The following is a 1,385-nucleotide window of genomic DNA, read 5'->3' on the forward strand; positions in this document are numbered from 1 at the left end:
CGAATTCTAGCGTTGAAGGCGGGAGCCGCATAGAGACAACCAATTTTGTGATCGATGCAAAGCACGATATCTTGACGATCGATATGCTTGGAACATGGAATGAGGGGAATACCTTAGACTATGTCGCTAGTTATAAACGTTTGGTTCACCGCTATTTTACCCGAGAGTGGGCTTGTGTGATCAACTTAAAGGGCATGGATATGCTTCTATCCGAGTCGTTTCAAATCGAAACACTAAAGGCGCTTAATGCTTGGTCTTATATTAAAGGAATGAAGGCTATTGCTGTTGTATTTAGTAGCAATAACCGAAGTCACTTGCTCTATCAGTTCGAAGAAATATTCAAGGTTAAGCACCCCTATGCAACGTCGGTATGCTTGAGTGAATTTGAAGCTTCTCAATGGCTTGATTCTCAGGGGTTTAAGATGAAAACCTTGAATTCGTCACCAAAACTAACAAGCATTGCTGTATAATCTCCGCGTTCATTGTCTAACAATTCTAGTTGCTTTCGCGGGTGATTTATTTTGATAAAAGTCTTAGTCGTTGATGATCATGATCTGATTCGTGCAGGTATTGCGCGTATGTTGCTTGATGACGGTGCGATTGAGGTAGTCGGTGAAGCATCTTCTGGTGAAGATGCTTTAAGCAAAGCGCGCGAACATTCCCCTGACGTTGTCTTGATGGACCTCAAAATGCCCGGCATTGGTGGGCTAGAGGCAACACGAAGGCTAAAGCGTCAAAATGAGCAAACAAAAGTCGTAGTTGTAACAGCTTGTATTGATGATCCTTACCCAAGCCACGTTTTAGAATCGGGTGCTTCGGCATATGTTTCGAAGAACAGCCATATTTCTGAGATGATCAAGGCAATCAAGCAAGTTCATAGCGGCGAGCGTTATATTAGCCCTGATATTGCACAGGCTATGGCCTTAGGTAAAGCGAACTCGTCTCCTTTTGACAGTTTGTCTGAGCGAGAACTGCAGATTGCCACGATGATTATGGATTGCCAGAAAGTTCAGAGCATATCAGACAAGCTTTGTCTGAGCCCAAAGACAGTAAATAGTTATCGCTATCGGATATTTGAAAAGCTGGATATCACCAGTGATGTTGAATTGACCTTGCTTGCTGTGCGAAATGGTTTGTTAGATGTCGACCGACCCAATTGATCTGCAAGAATCCTTCTCAGAATCTTCCTCATTTGACTCTAAAAGCTTTTTATCTGGATTGACTACAAGTCCGGGAGTCTACCGTATGTATGGTAGTGACGGAAGCATACTGTATGTTGGTAAGGCAAAGCATCTCAAAAAACGTGTTTCCAGTTATTTTGCTCGTCAGGGTTTGTCTCTTAAGACTCAATCGCTAGTCAGCAAAATCGCTAAAATAGAAGTCAC

Annotated in this window: 3 protein-coding genes; all 3 read left to right on the forward strand. The window is 42.7% G+C overall.

Going from position 1 to position 1,385, the window contains the following annotated elements; translation table 11 throughout:
- A partial coding sequence (locus tag A3766_RS05110; RefSeq protein ID WP_231882836.1) for a hypothetical protein occupies nt 1–470 on the forward strand: 470 nt, incomplete at its 5' end.
- Between the two features lie 51 nt (nt 471–521).
- Complete coding sequence (gene uvrY / locus A3766_RS05115; protein WP_068515802.1) at nt 522–1,160, forward strand: UvrY/SirA/GacA family response regulator transcription factor; 639 nt, start codon at nt 522–524, stop codon at nt 1,158–1,160.
- Nucleotides 1,141–1,385 (forward strand): GIY-YIG nuclease family protein (locus tag A3766_RS28760; RefSeq protein WP_197479333.1); only part of this gene is annotated, 245 nt, incomplete at its 3' end. The genes uvrY and A3766_RS28760, both read left to right, overlap by 20 nt.

The sequence above is a fragment of the Oleiphilus sp. HI0132 genome (genome assembly GCF_001635845.1).